Origin of the sequence: Agromyces aureus (assembly GCF_001660485.1) — a bacterium.
In the GTDB taxonomy this organism is placed as follows: Bacteria; Actinomycetota; Actinomycetes; order Actinomycetales; family Microbacteriaceae; genus Agromyces; species Agromyces aureus.
Window position 1 is genome coordinate 1,656,051 of sequence record NZ_CP013979.1, and the last position, 15,938, is coordinate 1,671,988.

Annotated in this window: 16 protein-coding genes; 10 read left to right on the forward strand and 6 right to left on the reverse strand. The window is 72.5% G+C overall.

Annotated elements, in window-relative coordinates; all coding sequences use genetic code 11:
• Nucleotides 1-62 precede the first annotated feature (62 nt).
• On the forward strand, nucleotides 63-896 hold the full coding sequence (locus tag ATC03_RS07140; protein ID WP_084003361.1) for a class I SAM-dependent methyltransferase: 834 nt from the start codon (nucleotides 63-65) through the stop codon (nucleotides 894-896).
• Here the strand turns inward: ATC03_RS07140 and ATC03_RS07145 are convergent.
• Nucleotides 873-2,696, reverse strand: a complete 1,824-nt coding sequence (locus ATC03_RS07145; RefSeq protein WP_067874910.1) for a histidine-type phosphatase — start codon at nucleotides 2,694-2,696, stop codon at nucleotides 873-875. The genes ATC03_RS07140 and ATC03_RS07145 overlap by 24 nt on opposite strands.
• Before the next feature lie 187 nt (nucleotides 2,697-2,883).
• On the opposite strand from ATC03_RS07145, the gene ATC03_RS07150 reads away from it, so the two are divergent.
• The 3 genes from ATC03_RS07150 to ychF all read left to right on the forward strand — a co-directional run bounded on the left by ATC03_RS07150 (nucleotide 2,884) and on the right by ychF (nucleotide 5,964).
• The gene (locus tag ATC03_RS07150) at nucleotides 2,884-3,540 is read left to right on the forward strand and encodes a TetR/AcrR family transcriptional regulator (protein WP_161490325.1); all 657 of its coding nucleotides are present in this window, start codon (nucleotides 2,884-2,886) and stop codon (nucleotides 3,538-3,540) included.
• Nucleotides 3,537-4,808, forward strand: coding sequence for a nucleotide disphospho-sugar-binding domain-containing protein (locus ATC03_RS07155; protein ID WP_067874913.1), 1,272 nt, complete (start codon nucleotides 3,537-3,539; stop codon nucleotides 4,806-4,808). Before ATC03_RS07150 ends, ATC03_RS07155 begins: the two co-directional genes overlap by 4 nt.
• A gap of 82 nt (nucleotides 4,809-4,890) precedes the next feature.
• Entirely contained in the window at nucleotides 4,891-5,964 is a 1,074-nt protein-coding gene (ychF, locus tag ATC03_RS07160; RefSeq protein WP_067874916.1) for a redox-regulated ATPase YchF, read from the forward strand.
• A 230-nt stretch (nucleotides 5,965-6,194) separates the two neighbouring features.
• Here ychF and ATC03_RS07165 read toward each other — a convergent pair whose 3' ends face one another.
• The 3 genes from ATC03_RS07165 to ATC03_RS07175 all read right to left on the reverse strand — a co-directional run bounded on the left by ATC03_RS07165 (nucleotide 6,195) and on the right by ATC03_RS07175 (nucleotide 8,395).
• Nucleotides 6,195-6,869 carry a hypothetical protein gene (locus ATC03_RS07165; protein ID WP_067874919.1) on the reverse strand — a complete coding sequence of 225 codons (675 nt, stop codon included), beginning with the start codon at nucleotides 6,867-6,869 and terminating at the stop codon, nucleotides 6,195-6,197.
• 202 nt (nucleotides 6,870-7,071) lie between these two features.
• Nucleotides 7,072-7,881 carry a patatin-like phospholipase family protein gene (locus ATC03_RS07170; RefSeq protein ID WP_067874922.1) on the reverse strand — a complete coding sequence of 270 codons (810 nt, stop codon included), beginning with the start codon at nucleotides 7,879-7,881 and terminating at the stop codon, nucleotides 7,072-7,074.
• A 163-nt stretch (nucleotides 7,882-8,044) separates the two neighbouring features.
• Entirely contained in the window at nucleotides 8,045-8,395 is a 351-nt protein-coding gene (locus ATC03_RS07175) for a LysR family transcriptional regulator (RefSeq protein ID WP_067881668.1), read from the reverse strand.
• 121 nt (nucleotides 8,396-8,516) lie between these two features.
• Between ATC03_RS07175 and ATC03_RS07180 the strand changes: the two genes are divergently transcribed.
• Entirely contained in the window at nucleotides 8,517-9,119 is a 603-nt protein-coding gene (locus ATC03_RS07180) for an RNA polymerase sigma factor (RefSeq protein ID WP_227820253.1), read from the forward strand.
• A 142-nt stretch (nucleotides 9,120-9,261) separates the two neighbouring features.
• On the forward strand, nucleotides 9,262-10,719 hold the full coding sequence (locus tag ATC03_RS07185) for a hypothetical protein (RefSeq protein WP_067874925.1): 1,458 nt from the start codon (nucleotides 9,262-9,264) through the stop codon (nucleotides 10,717-10,719).
• A gap of 30 nt (nucleotides 10,720-10,749) precedes the next feature.
• Here the strand turns inward: ATC03_RS07185 and ATC03_RS07190 are convergent, their stop codons facing one another.
• Entirely contained in the window at nucleotides 10,750-11,328 is a 579-nt protein-coding gene (locus tag ATC03_RS07190; protein ID WP_067874928.1) for a 1-acyl-sn-glycerol-3-phosphate acyltransferase, read from the reverse strand.
• 94 nt (nucleotides 11,329-11,422) lie between these two features.
• On the opposite strand from ATC03_RS07190, the gene ATC03_RS07195 reads away from it, so the two are divergent.
• The 4 genes from ATC03_RS07195 (at nucleotide 11,423) to ATC03_RS07210 (ending at nucleotide 15,021) form a co-directional block, all read left to right on the forward strand.
• Nucleotides 11,423-11,737 carry an NIPSNAP family protein gene (locus tag ATC03_RS07195; RefSeq protein WP_067874932.1) on the forward strand — a complete coding sequence of 105 codons (315 nt, stop codon included), beginning with the start codon at nucleotides 11,423-11,425 and terminating at the stop codon, nucleotides 11,735-11,737.
• Nucleotides 11,738-11,748: 11 nt separating this feature from the next.
• Nucleotides 11,749-12,540, forward strand: coding sequence for a GNAT family N-acetyltransferase (locus ATC03_RS07200; protein ID WP_067874936.1), 792 nt, complete (start codon nucleotides 11,749-11,751; stop codon nucleotides 12,538-12,540).
• A 120-nt stretch (nucleotides 12,541-12,660) separates the two neighbouring features.
• Complete coding sequence (locus ATC03_RS07205; protein WP_067874939.1) at nucleotides 12,661-14,358, forward strand: ABC-F family ATP-binding cassette domain-containing protein; 1,698 nt, start codon at nucleotides 12,661-12,663, stop codon at nucleotides 14,356-14,358.
• A gap of 117 nt (nucleotides 14,359-14,475) precedes the next feature.
• On the forward strand, nucleotides 14,476-15,021 hold the full coding sequence (locus ATC03_RS07210; RefSeq protein WP_067874943.1) for an RBBP9/YdeN family alpha/beta hydrolase: 546 nt from the start codon (nucleotides 14,476-14,478) through the stop codon (nucleotides 15,019-15,021).
• Between the two features lie 43 nt (nucleotides 15,022-15,064).
• On the opposite strand, the gene ATC03_RS07215 is transcribed toward ATC03_RS07210, so the two are convergent.
• Nucleotides 15,065-15,892 (reverse strand): hypothetical protein, encoded by an 828-nt coding sequence (locus tag ATC03_RS07215; RefSeq protein ID WP_067874946.1) that lies wholly within the window; start codon nucleotides 15,890-15,892, stop codon nucleotides 15,065-15,067.
• Nucleotides 15,893-15,938: the final 46 nt, after the last annotated feature.

Below are 15,938 nucleotides of genomic sequence, written 5' to 3' on the forward strand. Positions count from 1 at the left end.
TGCATCGTGCCATGCGCCTCCGACGGTTGACGGAAGCCTCGCCGCGGGCGTGGAATAGCGGCATGACCGAGTCACCGGATGCCGCGCCGCCCCTCGGAGACCCGGCGGCCCCGGCGACGGTCGCGGCGGCCAGATCGTTCGGCGCCGCGGCATCCGTCTACCATCGGTCGCGACCCGGCTACCCCACCGAGGCCGTCGCCTGGTTGATCGACGACGCCGAGCAGGTGCTCGACCTCGGGGCCGGAACCGGCAAGCTCACTCAGGCGCTCATCGCGCTCGATCGCGACGTCATCGCGGTCGACCCCGTGGAGGAGATGCTCGACGAGCTCGAGCTCGCGGTGCCCGGCGTGCCGCGCATCCTCGGCACGGCCGAGGAGATCCCGCTCGACGACGACTCGTTCGACGCGGTCGTCGTGGGGCAGGCCTGGCACTGGTTCGAGCCGCATCGTGCGCTGCCGGAGATCGCCAGGGTGCTCCGCCCCGGCGGGGTGCTCGGCCTCGTCTGGAACAGCCGCGACCTGCGCGCCGACTGGCTGCGGGAGGCCGGCGAGATCATGCACGAGCGGCACGATGCGAGCGCGACCTTCGAGGCGTACGTGAACCTCGGCGCTCCGTTCGGGCCGATCGAGGAGCACACGGTCGCCTGGACCGAGCGGATGTCGCGCGCGAGGTTCCTCGAACTCGTGCGTTCGCGCTCGTACTTCATCACGGCTCCGCACGGCGAGCAGGCCGCGACGATCGCCGCACTCGAGGCACTCCTCGACACGCATCCGGACGTCGCGGGTGCCGTCGACCTCGAGGTGCCCTACCTCACCCGCAGCTTCCGCGCGCGGCTCGCCGACCGAGCCGCGCGCGGACACGGGTCGACGGGGCTATCCGCGCACGGCACGCCGTGAACGCACGGCGATGACGGATGCCGCGGCGCCGGCCATGACGAGCAGCAGCGCCGCCGTGGCGGCCCCGGTGCCGACGCCCGTCTCGGCCAGCTGCGGCCCCGCGGTGTCGGCGGCTGCGGAGGCCGCGCCGTCGGCGATGAGCGGGCTCTCGGTCGTCGCGACATCGGCGAGGCACCGCTTCAGCTCGGTGGCCTTGACCCAGTTCGAGCCCTCGGCGACGGGCGTGCAGCCCGCGGCGAACGCGATCTCGCGCTCGTTGTAGAGCATGCGCACGAGCGGCGTGTATGCCGCACCGGTCTCGGGGTCGACGCCGTCGCGTGTGACGACGTCCCACTGCACGTTGGCGGCCATCGGGGTCACCTCGGCGCCGCGCCAAGGGTTGGCGGCGTAGTCGTAGACATCGGCGGATGTCGCGGGCTCCGCGACGTCGGGCGCGGCCACGGTCGACCCCGGCAGGCGCAGAAGCGCCGCGAACGGCACGATCGTCTCGGCGTGCGCGAACCGGAACGTCGCCGCGACGTCGCCGCCGGCGATGCGCGCGTCGATCGTCGCGAAGAAGTCGTCGAGCAGCGGCCGGGCGATGCGGTAGGTCTCGTCGTGCCCCGCGAGGCTCGGACCCTTCTCGTAGAAGTCCTCGCTGTCGAGCAGGTACGCGAACCACTCGGCGTCGGCCTCGTGGCCGACGAAGTAAGCGTTGAAGTCGAACGCGTGCGGCGCGACGTTCTCCTCCTGCATGTCGACGGCGATGATGTAGAGGTTGTAGAGCGTCATGGCCGCGTCGACCGAGCTCTCGATCGACTTCTCGGGGTCGCCGCAGGCGTCGGGGTCGCTCGCGGGGTCGGCGCCCGGCGCGCACGCGACGGCGCCGGCCTCGGTGCCGTCGACGGTGTTGAACCAGGTGTGCGCGTCGTCGGCGCCGATCTGCGCGATGAACTCGGGCGTGAAGATGCCCGAGAGCAGTTCGTCGGCGACCTCGACCGAGCGCGGGAGGTCCTCGATGAAGTCGGTCGCGGCTGCGATCGTGCCGCCGTCGTCGGTCTGCTCCTCGATGTACGCGTCGTACGCGTCGGCGATCTCGCGCTCGGGCGTGCCCTCGGCCTTGTCGGTGCCGTCGGGGTTCTCGACCTTGTGGAAGTACAGGCGCTCGGGATGTGCGACGAGCGGCGCGTCGAGGGCGGGCACGGGGGAGGCGGCGGTGGCCGCGGCATCCGCGAAGCCGATCAGGAAGTTCTCGCCCGACTCGGTCGCGCGCGCCTCGCCGGATGTCTCGGCGACGATGCGGTCGCCGGCCGCAGAGGCCTCGGCGAAGAGCGCCGCGTTGCGCTGGTAGGCGCGCGCGCCGATGCCTTGGTGCTGGGTCGCGCCCTGGCCCGTGAGCATGCCGTAGCCGTTCTCGACGTTGGCCGCGGTGATCGCGTCGAGGTTCGCGACGAACGTCGTGCCGATCTCGGGCGTGAGGAATCCGCCGTCGGCCTGCGCGGTCTCGGCGAGCCGGTGCAGCAGCGCGTCGTACTTGTAGCCGGACAGGCCGCGCGATCCGTGCCGGGCGACCGACTCGGTCGCGATCGTCTCGTACCCGGCCGGAGCGGGCGAGTACGCCTCGAGGTCGGCCGCGTCGGGGGCGACGTACGGCTGCTTGCTGCTGTAGAACCCGGAGGGCGTCGGCACCTCGGATGTCGCGGCGAGGGCCGGGCCGGCCAACGCGACGGTGGCGAGGGCGCCGAGCGCGCCGGCGGCGGCCGACAGGCGCAGGCCGTGGGCGGCTGCGGTGCGGCGACTGGTGGTGGACGGGCGAAGCATGGGACCTCCGGTGCGTAGGGATACCGGCCCATGACGATCGGGCCGCATCAGGACTACCGGCGGCGGGTGAACGGAATCCGACGGGCGCATGGACCGTCGGCGACGGGTCGGGGCCCGTCGGGATTCCATTTGGGTGGGGATCAAGTTTTCGCTTGACCCGCGTCCAAGACAAGAGGATTCTTCATCCATGGTGTCGAAGGCTCGGGAGTACGACATGACCGCCCGGGCGGCCGCAACGGGCCGCACCCGCGACCGGCTCCTGCGCGCCGCACGCGACCGCTTCGCGGCGGCCTCGTACGACGACGTCACGCTCGCCGCGCTCGCGGGCGACGCGGACGTCACGACCCAGACGCTGCTCAACCACTTCGGCTCGAAGGACTCGCTGTTCGCGGCGGCGATCGAGGTCTTCGCCGACGAGGTCGCGAAGCTGCGCGGCGACGTCGCGCCCGGTGATCTCGACGGCGCGGTCGATGCCCTGATGCGGCACTACGAGGTGCTCGGCGACGCCAACTGGCGTGCGGTCGCCGACGCCGAGCGCCAGCCCACGCTCGCCCGGATCCTCGTGGAGGCGCGCGCCGGGCAGCGGGCGTGGATCGAGTCGGTGTTCGGCCCAGGGCTTCCCGCCGCGTCCGACGCACCCGACGCGTCCGACGCACCCGATGCGAACGGGGTCGACGGCGCCGATGCCGGAGCCTCCGACCCGCGCGAGCTCGCGATCGCCGCGCTGTACGCGGTGACGGATGTCGGGACGTGGAAGCTCCTGCGCCGCGACCTCGGCCTTTCGGCCGAGGACACCCGTGCCGTGCTGCGCCGGCTCATCGCCGGCAGACTCGAAGGAGGATGACCATGCGCTACCTGCTCGCCGTCTGGGACGGCGGGGGAGCGACCCCGCCGAACCTCGGCGTCGCGCGCCTGCTCGTCGAGCGCGGGCACGAGGTCGTCGTCCTCGGCGACCCGACCCTCGCCGAAGCGATCGCCGACACCGGGGCCGTGCATCGCACCTGGCCGACCGCGCCGCAGCGCACGTCGACCGCGCCCGAACACGACGTGCTGAAGGACTGGGAGTGCCGCACGCAGCTCGGTGCGCTGCTCCGGGTGCGCGATCGCCTCATGACCGGCCCGGCCGCCCGCTACGCCGCAGACGTCGTGGCGGCGCTCGACGCCGAGCCGTTCGACGCGGTCCTCGCCGACGGCCTGCTCCTCGGCGCGCTCATCGGCGCGGAGGCGCGTGGAATCCCGACCGGGTTGCTGGTCGGGAGCGTGTACCTGCAGCCCTCGCGTGTGCGCCCGCCGTTCGGCCTCGGGCTCGCGCCCGCGCACAACGCCCTGGACCGGGCGCGCGACCGCGCGGCGTACGCGCTCATGTCGGCGGCCGCCCGTGCCGGGATGCGTCCGGTCAACGCGGCCCGTGCCGAGCACGGCCTCGCGCCGGTCCGCAACCCCGGCGAGCAGTGGGACCATGCCGACCGCGTCCTCGTGCTCACCGGCTCGGCGTTCGACGACCCGCCGCCCGACGCGCCCAACGTGCGGTACGTCGGGCCGGTGCTCGAGGACATCCCGGCCGACGGCCCGGGCATCGCGCTGCCGCCCGGCGACGCGCCGCTCGTCGTGGTCGGGCTCTCGAGCTCGTACATGAAGCAGGTCGACCTGCTCACGCGCATCTCCCGCGCGCTCGCGTCGCTGCCCGTTCGAGCGGTGATCACGACCGGTCCCGCCATCGACCCGGCCGAGATCCCGGCCGCACCGAACGTCGCCGTGGTGCGTTCGGTCGCGCATGCCGAGCTGATTCCGAGGGCCGCGATCGTGATCACCCACGCCGGGCACGGCACGCTCATCAAGGCGCTCGCCGCGCGCGTTCCGACCCTCTGCATCCCGCTCGGCCGCGACCAGCCCGAGAACGCGGCGCGTGCGGCGCGTCACGGTGCCGCCGTCGTCATCTCCAAGAAATCGGATGCCTCCGCGATCGCGACCGCCGTGCTCGACCTGCTCCTCGAGCCGTCGTACCGCGAGGCGGCCGCCGCGCTCGGCGAGCGCATTCGCGCCGAGATCGACTCGGGCGTGCTCCTCGCGGAGCTCGAGGGGCTCGCCGAGGTCGGGCGGCAGGCGCGCTGACGAGCACCCGCCCGCGGCGCCTGCACGCGGCATCCGCCCGCGAATGATGCCGGATGCCACGGCACCGGTACGATAGACCCCCGTGGCTCTCACTATCGGCATCGTCGGCCTGCCCAACGTCGGCAAGTCCACCCTCTTCAACGCCCTCACCAAGAACCAGGTGCTCGCGGCGAACTACCCGTTCGCGACGATCGAGCCCAACGTGGGCGTCGTGAACCTGCCCGACCAGCGCCTCGAGGTGCTCGCCGGGATCTTCGGCTCGGAGCGCATCCTGCCCGCGGCGGTGTCGTTCGTCGACATCGCCGGCATCGTGCGCGGCGCGTCGGAGGGCGAGGGCCTCGGCAACAAGTTCCTCGCCAACATCCGCGAGGCCGATGCGATTGCGCAGGTCGTGCGCGGTTTCACCGACGGCGACGTCGTGCACGTCGACGGCAAGGTCGACCCGAAGTCCGACATGGAGACCATCAACACCGAGCTGATCCTCGCCGACCTCGAGACGCTCGAGCGCGCCATTCCGCGCTACGAGAAGGAGATCAAGGGAAAGAAGCTCGACCCGTCGGTGCTCGAGGCCGCGAAGGCCGCACTGGACGTGCTGCAGAAGGGCACGCCCCTGTCTGCGGCATCCGTCGACCTCGCGCCCGTTCGCGAGCTCGGCCTGCTCACCGCCAAGCCGTTCATCTACGTCTTCAACGTCGACGAGACCGTGCTGACGGATGACGCGAAGAAGGCGGAGCTCGCCGCGCTGGTCGCCCCCGCCGAGGCCGTGTTCCTCGACGCGAAGATCGAGTCCGAGCTCATCGACCTCGACCCCGAGGACGCCGCCGAACTGCTCGCCTCGACCGGTCAGGAGGAATCCGGCCTCGACCAGCTCGCCCGCATCGGCTTCGACACCCTCGGCCTGCAGACGTACCTCACCGCCGGCCCCAAGGAGTCGCGCGCGTGGACGATCCACAAGGGCGACAAGGCACCCCAGGCCGCCGGCGTCATCCACACGGACTTCGAGCGCGGCTTCATCAAGGCCGAGGTCATCTCGTTCGCCGACCTCGTCGAGACCGGCTCGGTCGCCGAGGCCCGTGCCAAGGGCAAGGCGCGCATGGAGGGCAAGGACTACGTCATGCAGGACGGCGACGTCGTGGAGTTCCGCTTCAACGTCTGATCTGCCCGCTCGAGGCGGTCGCGGTGCTCAGTTCCAGACCGGGTAGCGCGCCCGGCGTGCGGTATTCAGGATGATCTGGCGACACGCCGAGCGTTTCCGGGCGACAGGCCGTGCGAGTGCACGAATCTCCTGAGTTTCGCGCGCCGACCACCGACCGCTGACCGCCGACACCGGCGCCGAGCGTCGGAGCCGGTGTCGTGCGGTGAGGCCGTCGCGTTCGACGGGGCCGGTCAGCGCCCCGTGTCGTCGGTTCGGCGGGGTGCAGTCCGCCCCTCGCCCGGGTCGGTCGGGTTCGTGACCGCAGGGCGAGGCGGGGCGGGCTCCGTCGTTCGCGAATCCCCCGCCGCATCGACGGTGTCGACGCGAGCGGCATCCCGTCGGGGGTCGTCGTCGAGTCGAGCGTCCGTGGAGCTGCGACCAGCGCGGGGAGCCCCGGTCGCCGCGGCATGCGTCTCGGTCTCGGTTCCGGTCTCGGTTCCGGCACGGTTCCGGGCGCCGGTCGAGCCCGGGTCCTCGGTCGACCTCAGGTCGGGGTCCACTTCGGCGGCGTGACGGGCGTGCTCGTCGGCTTCCTGCTGCAGGCGGGTCGCGCGTTCGGCGCGTTCGGCGCTCTCGCGCTCCAGGCGTTCGGCCTCGAGGCGCGCGCGTTCGGCATCCGCCTCAGCCTGCGCAGCGTTCGACCGGGCGGCGAGGCGGTCGGCCTCGGCCTGCGACGCGGCCGCGGCCTGCTCGCGAGCGTCGCGTTCCGTCGATTCGGCCTTCGCCCGCAGCTCGGCCGACCGGCGCCGGTCAGCTTCGACCTTGGCCCGCTCTCGCCGCCTGGACGACGCCACGACGACGATGACGACGATGATCGCGATCACGACGATGGCGACGACGATCCAGATCCAGATGCTCGTATCCATGATGAAACCAGCCTTTCTCGGGTTCGAGGCCATTCAACCTGCGGCGCCCGAGGGCACCAAGGGGTTGTGGCCGGCGCCGAACTCTGACATGGGTCGCGCAAGGACCGGGTCGCTCCGATCTGCAGCCGAGATCGTCGAACGGCGCGAGCGGCACGATGCCCACGGCGGCAGCGCGCAGCGGAGCGGCGAGGGCCGCGGCGCCTCAGGCGGTGACGGCCGCGAGCGTCGGCGCCGGCTCGGAGGGCACGTCGCGCAGTGCCGTGGCGTCGAGCGCGGCGGCGGCCGCCCGGCGGCCCTCGGCGATGAGGCGCGGCGCGTCGGCCATCGTCCACTGGGCCATGCGCTCCATCTCGGGCTGGATCAGCACGACGGAAGGGTCGCTGACGAGGTCGGCCGTGCGGCTCACGGTGCGCATCATGCGGACGTTCTCGAACTTGGCGTGCAACCGCACGACGATCACTCGGGAAGCACCGAGCGCGCGGGTGGCGTCGACGGGCACGTTGTCGACCATGCCGCCGTCGGCCAGCCAGCTGCCGTTGCGACGCACCGGAGCGAGCAGGCCGGGCACGGCGATGCTCGACCGCAGGGCGACGCTCAGGGGACCGCGGTCGACGGTCACCGCCCGACGCGTACGGAGATCGGTCGCGACCGCGCCGAACCGCCGGGGGAGCTGCTCGATCACGGGGTCGCGGCCGAAGACGCGCAGCACGGCGTCGTCGATCGCACGCGAGTCGAGCAGCGCCGCGCGGGGGGCGAACGACCACTTCGCGATGTCGCGCCAGCGGAACGCGAGCACGGCGCGCTCGATCTGCTGCACGTCGAATCCGGCGGCGTAGGCCGCGGCGACGATCGCGCCGGAACTCGTGCCCGCGGTGATACCGGGGCGGATGCCGCGTTCCGCGAGTTCCTGCAGCACGCCCACGTGGGCGGCACCGAACGCGGCGCCGCCGCTCAGGGTGAGGCCGAGGGTCGGGTCGTCGCTCGCGGTGACATCCGGAGCCTCGATCTGCATGCCGTCACGGTATCGCGCGCATATTGGGCGACTCTGTGCGCCGCCGGGGAGAACGCTGGGAGCGGCCTCCGCGGCATATCGTCGGAGCCCGGAGCCCGGAGCCCGGAGCCCGGAGCCCGGAGCCCGGAGCCCGGAGCCCGGTGGTCGCGAAGAGCGACGCGGCCTAGCGACCCTGACGCTTCTTGTAGGGCTTGGGCTCGCCCTTCACGATCGGAGCGCGGCCCTTGCCCTTCGACGCCTTCGCCTTGCCGCCGGCCGGCACGGCCGGCTTGGTCGTCGTCGCGGGCGCGTCGGCGATGCGCCGATGCGCCTCGTCGAGGAGCAGTGCGCCCGCCTCGGTCAACCCCCAGCCGGACTTGGCCCGCGTGAAGAGGGGCTGGCCCGTCTCCTCCTCGAGCGTGTCGATGGTCGAGTAGAGCGCGGCGAGCGGCACCCCAGTGGCATCTGCGGCGCGCGGCACGTGAAGGTCGGCATCCACGATGGCGACGAACCGCTGCAGGTGAACGAGCTTCACGAAGGCCTTTCCTCGATCGGATGTCGCGACGCGCGCATCCGCTTCCACCCCCAGACTAGGCGGAACGGCATCTCGTCGGCGCGCCGTGCAAGAAGCGAGGCGGTCACGACACAATCTGTTCGTGACGACTGCCAGCACCGACGCCGACACCGCCGAGACGACCCCGGAGGCCGCGATGCCCGATGCCGCGCAGCACGCGCCGCGCGAACCGACGCCCGAGTCGACGCCCGCGGCCGGCGATCTCGCGTGGTTCACCGAGGTCGCCCGTGAGCACTCGACCGCGCTCGTGCGCTACTTCGCCCGTCGCGGTCCGCGGCAGGACGCCGAGGACCTCGCCGCCGAGGTGTTCGCCACGGCGTGGCGCCGCCGCGCCGACGTGCCGCGCGAGGCCGTGCTGCCGTGGCTGTACCGCACGGCGGGGTTCACGCTCGCGAACCACCGACGCAAGCACGTCGACCTGGCCGTCGAGGAGGTGCCCGAGTCGGGCGCCGTGCGCGTGAGCGAAGACCCCGAGCTCAGCGCGCTGTTCGACGCCGAGCTGCGCGGCGCGCTCGAGAGCGTGGGTGAGCGCGACCGCAGCATCCTGCTGCTGCACGCGTGGGAGGGCCTCGACGGCGAGGAGCTCGCCGCGGTGCTCGAGATCTCCAGATCCGGGGCGGATGCCGCGCTGTCGCGGGCCCGCAAGCGCCTGCGAGAGGCGTGGGGCGAGCGGCTGTCGTTCTAGCGGCATCCAGCACGAGTCGGCCGATCGGGCCGCCGTGCAAGGTCGGGGCTTCCGGCGACATATCCACTGGTGAGGGCGGATTCCGGCAGGTGCCGGGCTCGACGCCACACGCTTCAGCACTGCACATCGGAGGGTGATCCCCATGAACGACGACCACGAGCCGAACGACGGTCACGAACTCGACCCCGAGGCGCGACTGCGCGCCGCCGATCCGGCCGCGGGCGTCGAGCCGCGCGCGGGCTTCGTCGACGGGGTCGTCGCGGCTGCCGCCGCGGACGCCGGTACCATGGGCGCCTCGACGGCAGACGGCTCCGCGGCCCCCGGTGCCCCCGCCGCACCCGCGGCTCCCGTCGCCGACCTGGGCGCCGAGCGGGCCCGCCGACGTCCGCGCTGGATCCCGGTCGCGGCGGTCGCGGCATCCCTCGTCGTGTTCGGCGGGGCCGGCTACGCGCTCGGCGCCGCGAACGACGGCTCGTCGAACCTCGCGGGCGGTGCGGCACCGGCGATCTCGTTGCAGGGCGTCTCGGGCGGCGCGGCCCCCGAGGTCGCGGTCGGCGCCGACGCGAGGGCGGGCGCCGGTGCTGGCGCGGCCCAGAAGATGTCGGCCGACTCGATGGCGCCGTACGCGTTCGGTCGCAACGAGTTCAGCTCGTCGGGACTCGGCACGACCTCGGGCACTGCGGCCGGATACGGCTACGACCCCCGCGCGGCATCGAACGTCGAGACGGTCGGCGGGCTCGCGGCCGCGCTCGGCGTCGAGGGCACTCCCGTGCTGGCGAACGGCTCCTGGACCGTCGGCTCGCAGGACGGCACTTCGGCCAGCCTGACCGTCGGACTCGACGGCACGCTGAGCTTCTCGTTCTACGACCCGACGCTCGACCCGTGGTCGTGCCCGGCGAACGGCGACGGCTCCACCGGGTCGGGCGGCATCGTCGGCGGCGACGCCGTCGATCCGGCGACCGACCCGAGCATCGAGCCCGGCATCGTCGAGCCGTGCCAACCCACCGGAACGGCGCCGAGCGAGGCGACCGCGATCGACGCGCTGCGCTCCGTCATCTCGGCGACGGGCCGCGACGCCGACGCGTTCGAGTACACCTCGCAGACCTGGGAGGGCTCGGTCACGCGCACCGCGCAGGCGTGGCCCGTGATCGACGGCCAGCGTCTCGACCAGAGCTGGACCGCCGAGGTCTCCGAGGAGGGCCTGCTCAACGCCTACGGCGCACTCGCCGAGGTGGTGCCGATCGGCGACTACGAGATCGTCAGCGAGCAGACGGCGTTCGAGCGCCTCTCCGACCCGCGGTTCGGCGCGCAGATGACGGCCCTCCCGATCCTGTACCGCGAGGGCGCCGTCACCGATGCGACGACCGAGTGGGTTCCGCCGACCGAGCCGCCGGCGGCGCCGACATCCGGTGCCTCGATCTCGTGGCCGGTGAACCAGGTCGAGATCGTGAGCGCGCGCCTCGGTCTCGCGAGCCAGTGGCAGCCCGACGGCAGTGTGCTCGTCGTTCCGGCCTACGAGTTCACGGATGCCGGTGGCGGCATCTGGTCGGTCATCGCCGTCGCCGACTCGAAGCTCGACTTCTCGACCACGACCGAGTAGCCCGCGTCGACGACGGCGACCACGCGTGGGTCAGACGCTCGCGGCCGTCTCGTCGCGCAGGCGGGGCTCCGTCCGGAACTCCGGACGGAGTCCCGCCTTGTCGGCGTAGAACGTTCGGATCGTGCTCATGTCGGCGCCGACGTCGCCCGTCAGGTCGATGGTCGGCCCGAGGCCGGCCGTCATGGTCGCGCGGTCGACGTACCCGAGTGTGACGGGCATGCCGGTCTCGCGGGCGATGCGGTAGAAGCCGGACTTCCAGTACGTGTTGTTGCCGCGCGTGCCGTCGGGCGTCACGACGAGCCCGAAGACCTCGCCGCCGCGGACGCGGTCGACGACCTCGCCGACGACACGGCTCGGGTCGTCGCGGTCGACCGGGATGCCGCCGAGGCTCCGCATGATCGGCCCGCGCCATCCGGTGAACAGGCTCTTCTTGCCGAGCCAGCGGAACTCGACGCCGAGGCGCCAGGCGATGGCGAGCATGAGCACGAAGTCCCAGTTCGAGGTGTGCGGTGCGCCGATGAGCACGCTGGGGCGGCCGGGCGCCGGCTCGCTGACGAGCTTCCATCGGCTGCAGGCCCAATACGCGCGGGAGAGGAGTCGTCGGAGCACCCGGCAACCGTATGCGATTGCATATGTCAGTTGTGGAATGCGCCGCCGAATGCGCCGCATGCGACACCTTCGGAGATAGGGCAGGATGTCTCGGATGAGCAACCCTGTCACCGTGCACCTGCGCTACGAGATCGATGCCGACAAGCTCGCGGAGTTCCGCGAGTACGGCGAGCGCTGGATCCGCCTCGTCAACCGCCTCGGCGGAACCCACCACGGGTACTTCCTGCCGAGCGAGGGTGACAGCGACGAGGCGTTCGCGCTCTTCACGTTCCCGTCGCTCGCCGACTACGAGCAGTACCGCATCGCGGCCGCCACCGACGCCGAGTGCGTCGAGGCCTACCGGTTCGCCGTCGAGACGAAGTGCATCCGCCGCTACGAGCGACGCTTCCTCGCACCGGTGTTCGAGTGACGGATCGGGCGATGCCGGACCGTGCGCGCCTGCTGCAGGCCTACGACGACCAGCTGCGAACGGACGCCGAGACGCCGAGCGCGATCTCGGTCGAGCGCCTCGGGCCGCTGCGGCTGGTGACCTTCGCGGGCGGCCGCGGGTTCGTGACCTACCGCGATCTCGGTGGGGCGGATGCCGCCGGCGTCGCCGACCTCGTGGCGGGCGCGGTCGCGCACTACGAAGCGGCGCCCGAGATCACCAGGTTCGAGTGGAAGACGCGCGGCCACGACCTCGCACCCGGCCTGCACGAGACGCTGCTCGCCCACGGATTCGAGGCCGACGAGCCCGAGTCGATCATGATCGGCGAGGCCGGCGGGCTCACGGCCGAGGTCCCGCTGCCCGAGGGCGTCGTGCTGCGACGCGTCCGCGACGAGGCCGACGTGCGCGCCATGAGCGCCATGCAGGACGAGGTCTTCGGCGACCCCGTGTCGGACGCGATGGCCGAGGCGCTCCTGCGGCGTCTCGCGCTCGACGACGGCATGGAGCTGTGGGTCGCCGAGGCCTCCGACGGCGAGATCGTCAGCGCCGGGCGGCTCGAACCGGTCGCGAACACCGACTTCGCCGGTATCTGGGGCGGGGCGACGCGGGCACCGTGGCGCGGACGCGGCATCTACCGCGCCCTGACCGCGGCCCGTGCCCGATCCGCGCTCGCACACGGCAAGACGCTGATCCACAGCGACTCGACCGAGTTCTCTCGACCGATCCTCGAACGCTCCGGTCTCGTCAAGGTCTCGACGACGACGCCGTACCTCTGGCGGCGCTGACCCGCGGCCCTGAGACGCGGCGCTGACCAGCGTCGTCGACCCGAGGCCCTGACCCACGGCGCCGGGCTGGGCGTGATCGGCGCGGCGACCTCACAGCCCCGCGCTGGCTAGGGTTGACCGGTGACTGCAACACTCGTGGCCCAGGGCCTCGCCGGCGGATACGCCCACCGCACGCTCTTCGAAGGCCTCGACCTCACGGTCGCGCCGGGCGACGTCATCGGGGTCGTGGGCGCGAACGGCGCCGGCAAGTCGACGCTGCTCGGCATCCTCGGCGGGGCGGGCCAGGCCCTCGCGGGAACCGTGTCACTCGCTCCGAGCGACGCCTTCGTCGGCTGGCTGCCGCAGGAGCACGAGCGCGTCGAGGGCGAGACGATCGCGCAGTACGTGGCACGACGCACGGGCTGCGCCGAGGCATCCGCTCGCATGGATGCCGCAGCCGAACTGCTCGCGCTGCCAGAGCCACCCGCCGGCGTCGACCCCGGCGAGGAGTACTCGGTCGCCCTCGAGCGCTGGCTCGCGGCCGGGGCGGCGGATCTCGACGAGCGGCTGCCCTCGGTGCTCGCCGAACTCGGACTCGTCGTCGGATCGGGCGCGGGCGCCGGCGCCGCGACCTCCGAAGCTCCGATCATCACCCCCGACTCGCTGATGACCGGGCTCTCCGGCGGGCAGGCCGCGCGCGTCGGTCTCGCGGCGCTCATCTGCTCGCGCTTCGACCTCGTGCTGCTCGACGAGCCCACGAACGATCTCGACCTCGACGGGCTCGCCCGGCTCGAGGCGTTCGTCGCCGGACTGCGCGGGGGAGTGGTGCTCGTGAGCCACGACCGGGAGTTCCTCGCCCGCACGGTCACGAAGGTGCTCGAACTCGACCTCGCCCAGCACTCCAACCGTCTCTACGGCGGCGGGTACGACGCCTACCTCGAGGAGCGCGAGACCGTGCGCCGGCACGCGCGCGAGGACTACGAGGAGTTCGCCTCGAAGAAGGCCGACCTCGTCTCGCGCGCCCGCGTACAGCGGGAGTGGTCGAGCCAGGGTGTGCGCAACGCCATGAAGAAGTCGCCCGACAACGACAAGATCCGCCGCAAGGCCGCGAGCGAGTCGAGCGAGAAGCAGGCGCAGAAGGTGCGCCAGATGGAGAGCCGCATCGCGCGCCTCGACGAGGTCGAGGAGCCGCGAAAGGAATGGAAGCTCGAGTTCACGATCGGCCAGGCGCCAAGGTCGTCGGCCGTGGTCGCGACGCTCGCTGCGGCATCCGTGACCCGTGGCGACTTCACGCTCGGTCCGGTGTCGCTGCAGGTGCAGGCCGGCGACCGCATCGGCATCACGGGCCCGAACGGCGCCGGCAAGTCGACCCTGCTCGGACTGCTGCTCGGCCGCATCGAGCCCGACGACGGCCGCGGGAGCCTCGGCTCGTCGGTCGCGATCGGCGAGATCGACCAGGCCAGGTCGCAGCTCGCAGGGCGGATGCCGCTGGCCGACGCCTTCGAAGCGCTCGTACCCGAACTCAGCTCGGGCGAGGTGCGCACGCTGCTCGCGAAATTCGGGCTCAAGGCCGACCACGTGCTGCGACCCGTCGACGACCTCTCGCCCGGTGAGCGCACGCGCGCCGGCATGGCGCTGCTGCAGTCGCGCGGCGTCAACGTGCTCGTGCTCGACGAACCCACGAACCACCTCGACCTGATCGCGATCGAGCAGCTCGAGCAGGCGCTCGAGGGGTACGACGGCACGCTCCTGCTCGTCACGCACGACCGTCGCATGCTCGAGCGGGTGAACCTCGACCGGCGCTGGCACGTCGAGGGCGGGCGCGTCACCGAGGTGTGAGCCGCGGGCGAGCGCTCGCCCGCGACGGTCGCAAGCTCCGGTGCAACGGCAGGAAATCTGCGGACACCGGCAGTCATACAGGATGCCGATCCGGGCTCGATTCGGCACCATGAGGGCATGACCCACCTCATCGTGCCCGGCATCGGCGGCTCGGGGCCCACCCACTGGCAGACGCGCTGGGAGCTCGACCTCGAGCAGACCGTGCGCATCGCACCCACGTCGTGGAACGAGCCGCGTCTCGACGACTGGCTGGCGGCGCTCGACCGTGCGAGCGAGTCGGCCGGACCCGACGCGGTGATCGTCGCGCACAGCCTCGGATGTCTCGCGGTCGCCGAATGGCTCGGCCGCAACCCCGGCGGCGCGTCGGCCGTGCTGCTCGTCGCTCCGCCCGACCCCGACGGCGATCTCTTCCCCGAGCAGGCCAGGGAGTTCGCCCGCGACGGCGTACGTCCGCTCGGACTGCCCGCGCTCGTGGTCGCGAGCGACGACGACCCCTATGGCAGCCGGGCGTTCGCCGCCGAGCTCGCCGAACGCCTCGGAGCGGGCTTCGTCTCGGTCGGCCCGCTCGGGCACATCAACGCGGCGAGCGACCTCGGCGACTGGCAGGAGGGCCGCGAGCTGCTCGACGATCTCGTGGCGGTCGCGCAGCGGACCGCGGCGTGACGAGCACCGGGCGTGCTCCGCGCGGCGACGCGCGGTCCGTGCGTCAGACCGTCGGCGCGTCGAGACAGGTGACCTGCTGCACCCAGCCGTAGTCGTACGCGTCGTCGCCGAACACGAACGGCGTCGCCTCGTAGGCGACGACGTTCTCGACGTCGAGCGTGACCTCGTGCTCGCCCTGCCAGGCGTCCGGGTCGTCGCTGTACGCCACGACGATCTGGAGCGCCGCGCAATCGGACTCGGTGAACAGCGCGGCCTCCCAGCATCCGTTCTCGGCGTCGATGCAGAGCTCGTCGTACCGGCCGTCGTAGTAGTACTCGAGGGCGGCTGGAAACTCGAAGAGGGTCTCGCCGGACTGGTACCGGTCGACCATGGTGTTCTCGACGTCGCGCTGCGCGTCGGTGACAGCCGTGGAGAGCGCCCGGGTCGCGCCGACGGCGGCCACGACGATCAGGGCGAGAACCGCGAGCGACCCCGCGACGATGCCGGCGACGGCCGGCCAGCGCAGGCCGCGCCGTCGCGCTGGTGCGAAGGTGGGGCCACCGGGAGCGGCGACCGAGGGCGTCGGCATCGGGGGAGCGGCAGACCCGGGAACGGTGAACGAGGGCGCGGTGAACGGCGACGGCGCGGCCGGTGCGTGCGGCTCGACGGGGGCGCCGAGCCACGCCGGGCGGCCGACCTCTCGCAGCAGCACGTCGCGCGCGATCTCGAGGGACGCGGCCCACGCCTCGGCCTGCTGCCGCTGCACCGGATCGGGGTACCGCGACGGATGCCGGGCCCATGACTCGCCGGAATAGGCACGGTCGACGAGGTCGACCGTGAGCGGGGCGTCGGGGAAGATGCGCAGCAGCTGCCGCGCCGTGTACGGGTCCACGGGGCGATCGTAGTGGTCGGCGCCGACGCGGAACCACCCCGGAAAC

What these genes read in the sequence shown, in the direction of transcription:
- ATC03_RS07140 (WP_084003361.1), top strand. Translation starts at nt 63, where the DNA reads ATGACCGAGTCACCGGATGCCGCGCCGCCCCTCGGAGACCCGGCGGCC.
- ATC03_RS07185 (WP_067874925.1), top strand. Translation starts at nt 9,262, where the DNA reads ATGAACGACGACCACGAGCCGAACGACGGTCACGAACTCGACCCCGAG.
- ATC03_RS07210 (WP_067874943.1), top strand. Translation starts at nt 14,476, where the DNA reads ATGACCCACCTCATCGTGCCCGGCATCGGCGGCTCGGGGCCCACCCAC.
- ATC03_RS07170 (WP_067874922.1), bottom strand. Translation starts at nt 7,881, where the DNA reads ATGCAGATCGAGGCTCCGGATGTCACCGCGAGCGACGACCCGACCCTC.
- ATC03_RS07145 (WP_067874910.1), bottom strand. Translation starts at nt 2,696, where the DNA reads ATGCTTCGCCCGTCCACCACCAGTCGCCGCACCGCAGCCGCCCACGGC.
- ATC03_RS07155 (WP_067874913.1), top strand. Translation starts at nt 3,537, where the DNA reads ATGACCATGCGCTACCTGCTCGCCGTCTGGGACGGCGGGGGAGCGACC.
- ATC03_RS07200 (WP_067874936.1), top strand. Translation starts at nt 11,749, where the DNA reads ATGCCGGACCGTGCGCGCCTGCTGCAGGCCTACGACGACCAGCTGCGA.
- ATC03_RS07150 (WP_161490325.1), top strand. Translation starts at nt 2,884, where the DNA reads ATGGTGTCGAAGGCTCGGGAGTACGACATGACCGCCCGGGCGGCCGCA.
- ATC03_RS07165 (WP_067874919.1), bottom strand. Translation starts at nt 6,869, where the DNA reads ATGGATACGAGCATCTGGATCTGGATCGTCGTCGCCATCGTCGTGATC.
- ATC03_RS07195 (WP_067874932.1), top strand. Translation starts at nt 11,423, where the DNA reads ATGAGCAACCCTGTCACCGTGCACCTGCGCTACGAGATCGATGCCGAC.